The sequence below is a fragment of the Cellulomonas iranensis NBRC 101100 = JCM 18110 genome (genome assembly GCF_001552375.1).
Lineage (GTDB): Bacteria > Actinomycetota > Actinomycetes > Actinomycetales > Cellulomonadaceae > Cellulomonas > Cellulomonas iranensis.
Genome location: NZ_BCRB01000148.1, coordinates 1 through 5,021 on the forward strand (window position 1 = coordinate 1; position 5,021 = coordinate 5,021).

A 5,021-nucleotide genomic window follows, 5' to 3' on the forward strand; every position below is an offset into this window, starting at 1 on the left:
CGCGCGCTCGCGCTGCGCGCGGGCGGCCCGCGCGAAGCCCCACACGGCCACGACCGCGGCCAGCAGCAGCGCGGCCTCGAGCACCGGCAGCCACGCCGACCACGCGCCGTCGTCCGCCGCGCCGTCGCCGTCCGTGCCGCCGGGGGCACGGAGCGCCGAGGCACCCGCGGTCAGCGCCACGCCCGCGACCCCGACCGCGAGCACGCGGCGCACCCACGGGCGCGGCCCGGCGACGACCAGCCGCCACGCCGCCAGCAGGTAGCAGGCCGACGACGGCAGCCACACGCCGCTCGACCAGCCCGGCATCGGCACCAGCGCGAGCACGGCCATCGCCCCCGCGGCCGCGACGAACGCGCCGACGGGCCGCCGGTCGGCGCGCCACGCCGCGACGTGCAGCACGGCCGCCGCCGCGGCCACGGCCACCACGGGCACGACGCCCGCGCCGCTGAGCGCCATCGCCACGAGCAGCGCGGCCGTCGCGCACGGCGCGACCGTCGCCGACAGCAGCACGAGCAGCCGCCACACGGGGTCCGGGGGTCGGGTGCGCACGGCACCAGTGTCGCGTGCCGCGCACCGGCCCCGTGTGGGCGGTGCGTCAGCGCCGCGCGACCGCCGCGTCCCGGCGTCGCCCGTGCTCGCGCACCGGCCGCTCGACGAGCCACCAGCTCACGGTCGCGGCGGCCACCGACGCCACGGCGCCGACGGGGCCCGCCCACACGCCGAGCTCGGGGCGCAGCCACATCGTCAGCGGGTAGTTCCACAGGTAGGCGGCGTACGACACGGTCCCGAGCGCCACGAGCGGCGCGAGCCAGCGCGGCAGGTGCACGTGCCGACGGCCCGCGTGCACCAGCACGACCGTCGCGACCGACACGGCCGGCGCCGCCACGAGGTACGTGGCCGCGTGCCCGCGCACGTCGACGACCGACAGCGCGGCCAGCAGCACGGCCGCGGCGACGACCGCGACGCGGCCCGTCGCGGCGCGCGCCCAGCGGTCCTGCGTGACGCGCGCCAGGCCCCCGACGACGAAGCACACGAGCCACGACGTCGGCAGCGGGTACGCCGCGTCGGGCGCGTCGCGGAACCACAGCACGGTCGCGGCGGTGAGCGCGAGCGCGACGCCGCCCGCGACGACCAGGCCCGTGACCGTGCGCCGCGCGCGCACCGCGAGCAGCACGACGAACGGCCACACGAGGTAGAACTGCTCCTCGGTCGCGAGCGTCCACAGGTGGTAGATCGCCGGGCTCACGCCCACGAGCCCGACGTACGGCAGGTTCGCCGTGTAGGTCAGCGCGACCGCGACGGTGCGCGGCAGGGTGGCCCGGTCGCCGACGTCGGCCAGCGGGTCGATCGTGAGCGTCACGAGCACGAACACCGCGACGAACGCCAGGAGCGCGGGCACGAGCCGTCGCACGCGGCGCCACCAGAACCGCCTCAGGTCGACGCGGCCGGTCGCGCTGGCCTCGTCGACGAGCAGCCCGGTGATGAGGTGGCCCGACAGCGCGAAGAACATGACGACGCCGACGACGCCCGCACCGGGGAACACCGCGGGCCACGCGTGCCGCAGGATCACGAGCCCGACGGCCACGCCGCGCAGCGCGTCCCACGCGGCGACGCGCGCACCGCCGCCGGCGCCCGTGCCGGTGCCGCGCGTCAGGACCCCGCGCGCGCCCGCGACGTCGGCGCCCGCGCCGCCGCTCACGCGGCCGGTGCCCGGTGCCGTGCGAGCGCACCCGCCACGAGGTCCGCGAGCAGCTCGGCGTACGGCAGGCCCGCCGCCGCGAACATGCGCGGCACCTGCGAGTGCGTGGTCATGCCGGGCATCGTGTTGACCTCGTTGAGCACGGGCCCGTCGGCGGTGAGGAAGAAGTCCACGCGCGCCACGCCGTCGCAGCCCAGCGCGTCGGTCACGGCGAGCGCCGCGTCCGCGAGCGCGCGCGCCTCGTCGTCCGTGAGCGCCGCGGGGACCACGAACCGCGCGCTGCCGTCGTACTTGGTCGTCGTGTCGAACACGGCGCCCGCGTGCAGGATCTCCAGCGGCGGGGACGTGACGGTCGTGCCGTCGGCGCGGCGCAGCACGGCGACGTCGACCTCGCGGCCCACGACGACCTCCTCGACGAGCGCGCTCCGGTCGATCGCGAGCGCGGCCTCGACGGCGTCCGTGAGCTCGTCGCGCGTCGTCACGCACCGCACGCCGTGGCTCGACCCGGACGCGACGGGCTTGACGACCGCGGGCAGCGGCACGCCGTCGAGCGCGGGACCGGTGCCCCGCACGACGCGCCCCGCGGCGACCGCGACCCCCGCGGCGGCCGCGACGAGCTTCGTCACCGCCTTGTCCATCGCGATCGCGCCCGCGCGGACGCCGGAACCCACGCACGCGACGCCGATCACGTCGGCCAGCGCCGCGAGCGTGCCGTCCTCGCCGTGCGGGCCGTGCACGGCGGGCAGCAGCACGTCGCACGCGGCGATCACGGCGACCGCCTCGTCGACCGGCAGGTCGACGTCGTCCACCGACCAGCGCCCGTCGCGCCCGATCGTCAGGCGGACCACGTCGTGCGTCGGCGCGAGCGCGCTCGCGGCGGCCGCGGCGCTCGCGAGCGACACGTCGTGCTCGACGTTGGCGCCGCCGCCGACCACCGCGACCCGCGTGCGCCGTGCGCCGTCCGTCGCGGGTGCGGTCGGTGCGTCGGTCGTGGTCATCGGGTCTCCTCGGGGTGGGGGTCGGGGTGCGCGGCGGCGCGGGGTGCCGCGAGGGGTGCGGCGGGCACGGTGCGCCGCACGAGGCGCGGGCCGAGGCCCGTGAGCACCTCGTGCGGCAGCGAGCCGGACCAGCGCGCCCACTCGGCGAGCGTCGGGCCGGCGTCGGGGGTCGGTACGGCGCGGGGGTCGGCGTCGGGCGGTCCGGCGGCGACGACGGTCGCGACGTCCCCGGCGACGACGGGCAGGTCGCCCGCGTCGACGACGACCTGGTCCATCGAGATCCGCCCGACCAGCGGGCGGCGCCGGCCGTGCAGCAGCACCTCGGCGCGCCCGGACGCCGCCACGGGCAGGCCGTCGGCGTACCCGAGGGGCAGCAGCGCGAGGCGCGTGGGCCCGGGCGTGCGGTAGGTGTGGTCGTAGCCGACGCCCGTGCCCGCGGGCACGTCGCGCACCTGCACGACGGGCGCGGTCACGTGCGCGACGTCGCGCAGCGCCGTGGACCGCCCGCTCGGGTCGATGCCCACGAGCCCCGCGCCGACGCGTGCGAGGTCGAGCACGGCGCCCGGCACGCCGAGCACGCCGGCGGTCGCGGCGAGGTGCCGCAGGGTCGGTCGCAGGCCCGCGGCGCGGGCCTGGGCGAGGCCGTGCACGAACCGGGTCACGGCGGCGGCGTTCTCGGGGTCCTCGGGGTGGGCGGCGCACGCGAGGTGCCCCATGACGCCGACGACGTGCACGGCGCCCTCGCGCTCGGCGGCGGCCGCGGCGGCGCACAGCGCGGGCCACCGCTCGGGCGGGCAGCCGTCGCGGGCGGTCCCGCAGTCCAGGTAGAGGTGCACGACGACCGCCCGGCCCAGCCGGCGCGCGGTCGCGCGCACGGCGTCGAGGTGCGCGACGTCGGGCACCGCGAGGTCCACCGTGTGGAGCACGGCGGCGTCGAGGTCGGCGTCCGCCGCGTCGAGCCAGCTGAGCACGGGCGCCGTGAGGCCGGCCGCGCGCAGCGCCGCGGCCTCCGCGAGCGTCGTGACGCCGAGCGAGCGGGCGCCGTGCGCGAGCGCGGTGCGTGCCAGGTCGACCGCGCCGAGCCCGAACCCGTCGGCCTTGACGACGGCCATGAGGTGCGGCACGCGCGCGGCGAGCACGCGCGTGTTGTGCGCGACGGCGTCGAGCCGCACGGTCAGCACGGGGCGCCCGGTGACCGGCGGCACGGCGGCCGGTGGGTCGGCGATCACGGGCCGACCGGGCCGTGGAGCGCGGCGGGCGCGCCCGTGACGAGGGCCCAGTAGCGGTCGCCGTGGCTCCAGTGCCACCACTCGGTGGGGTAGTTGACGAAGCCGGCGCCGGTCAGCGCGGCGGCGAGCGTGTCGCGCAGCGCGCGCGACGTGGGCGGGACGTGCGCCGCGGTGAAGCAGCGGCCGTCGCTGTCCTCGGGCGTCGCGTCGAGCGGGCAGCCGAGGTCGAGCTCGACGCCGTCGTCGTCGACGAGGGTCACGTCGACCGCGGCGCCGGCGACGTGCGGCGCGACCTCGACGGGGGACACGTAGCGGCTCGTGAGCCGCGCGACCTCGGCGGCGTCGGCGCCGGGGTGCGCGGCCTCGACCGTGGCGGCGTACCTGGCGACGATCGCCGCCTGGGCCGTGGGGCTGCGCCAGCCCTCCGAGAGCGCGAGGTGCAGGCCGGCGGGCAGCGCGCGCTGGGCGGCGGCGAGCCGCCGGGCGACGTCCGCGCGCACGCGCAGCGCCGACGCGGGCGTGCCGGGGCGCAGCGCGCGGATCCCGGCGGGGACGAGCGGCTCGCCGCGGTCGGCCACGGGGACGGCGGCGACGCGGGGGTCGCTCAGCAGGAGGGGGTGGTCGCTGACCAGGGGCATGGTGACGACGCTAGGGAGCGGGGGCCGTCGCGAGGATCCGCCCGCGGTCGCGCGCCGGACGCGGGTCCGGGAGGACGCGGCGGGGATGCGGTCCGCCCCTGCGGCGAGGGCCACGGGTGGCGGATCCGCCCCCGGGTGGACGCGCCACGGCGCCGTCCGGCGCCGTGGCGGAGGCCTGTGTCAGCAGTCATGCGACCCCTTGACTCGCCGCGCCGGGCATCGGTAGCGTCGAAACGCTGACAGACCGGTCAGCATCGGGTGGCGTCGACGGCGACGTCGGGCCGGGGGAGCGCGAGGGCCCGCGCGCACGGCACCACCGTCGCCCTGCCGGCCCGCGGGCCGGCCGTCACCGGAGGTCGCCGTGCACCCACCCGCCCGTTCCGCCCGCGCCGCAGCACCCGCCCGCCCGTCCCGGCCGGCGCGGCGCGTCCGACCGGCCGGGCGGCGCGTCGCCCGG

The 5,021-nt window shown here is 79.4% G+C and carries 5 protein-coding genes; all 5 read right to left on the reverse strand.

Going from position 1 to position 5,021, the window contains the following annotated elements; all coding sequences use genetic code 11:
* The coding region (locus tag CS2_RS17695) for a hypothetical protein (protein ID WP_217997409.1) at nt 1–549 on the reverse strand (549 nt) is incomplete at its 3' end.
* A 46-nt stretch (nt 550–595) separates the two neighbouring features.
* Nucleotides 596–1,699, reverse strand: a complete 1,104-nt coding sequence (locus tag CS2_RS17700; RefSeq protein ID WP_233421257.1) for an acyltransferase family protein — start codon at nt 1,697–1,699, stop codon at nt 596–598.
* The gene (locus tag CS2_RS17705; RefSeq protein ID WP_070320959.1) at nt 1,696–2,697 is read right to left on the reverse strand and encodes a D-alanine--D-alanine ligase family protein; all 1,002 of its coding nucleotides are present in this window, start codon (nt 2,695–2,697) and stop codon (nt 1,696–1,698) included. The genes CS2_RS17700 and CS2_RS17705 overlap by 4 nt, the downstream gene beginning before the upstream one ends.
* A complete protein-coding gene (gene alr / locus CS2_RS17710; protein ID WP_217997410.1) occupies nt 2,694–3,926 on the reverse strand; it encodes an alanine racemase in 1,233 nt (410 codons plus the stop codon). Before alr ends, CS2_RS17705 begins: the two co-directional genes overlap by 4 nt.
* The gene (locus tag CS2_RS17715) at nt 3,923–4,564 is read right to left on the reverse strand and encodes a M15 family metallopeptidase (RefSeq protein ID WP_070320960.1); all 642 of its coding nucleotides are present in this window, start codon (nt 4,562–4,564) and stop codon (nt 3,923–3,925) included. The genes alr and CS2_RS17715 overlap by 4 nt, the downstream gene beginning before the upstream one ends.
* Between the last annotated feature and the right edge of the window lie 457 nt (nt 4,565–5,021).

Bases quoted from the DNA above. Each gene is read 5' to 3' on its own strand.
- CS2_RS17715 (WP_070320960.1), bottom strand. From the start codon at position 4,564: ATGCCCCTGGTCAGCGACCACCCCCTCCTGCTGAGCGACCCCCGCGTC.
- CS2_RS17705 (WP_070320959.1), bottom strand. From the start codon at position 2,697: ATGACCACGACCGACGCACCGACCGCACCCGCGACGGACGGCGCACGG.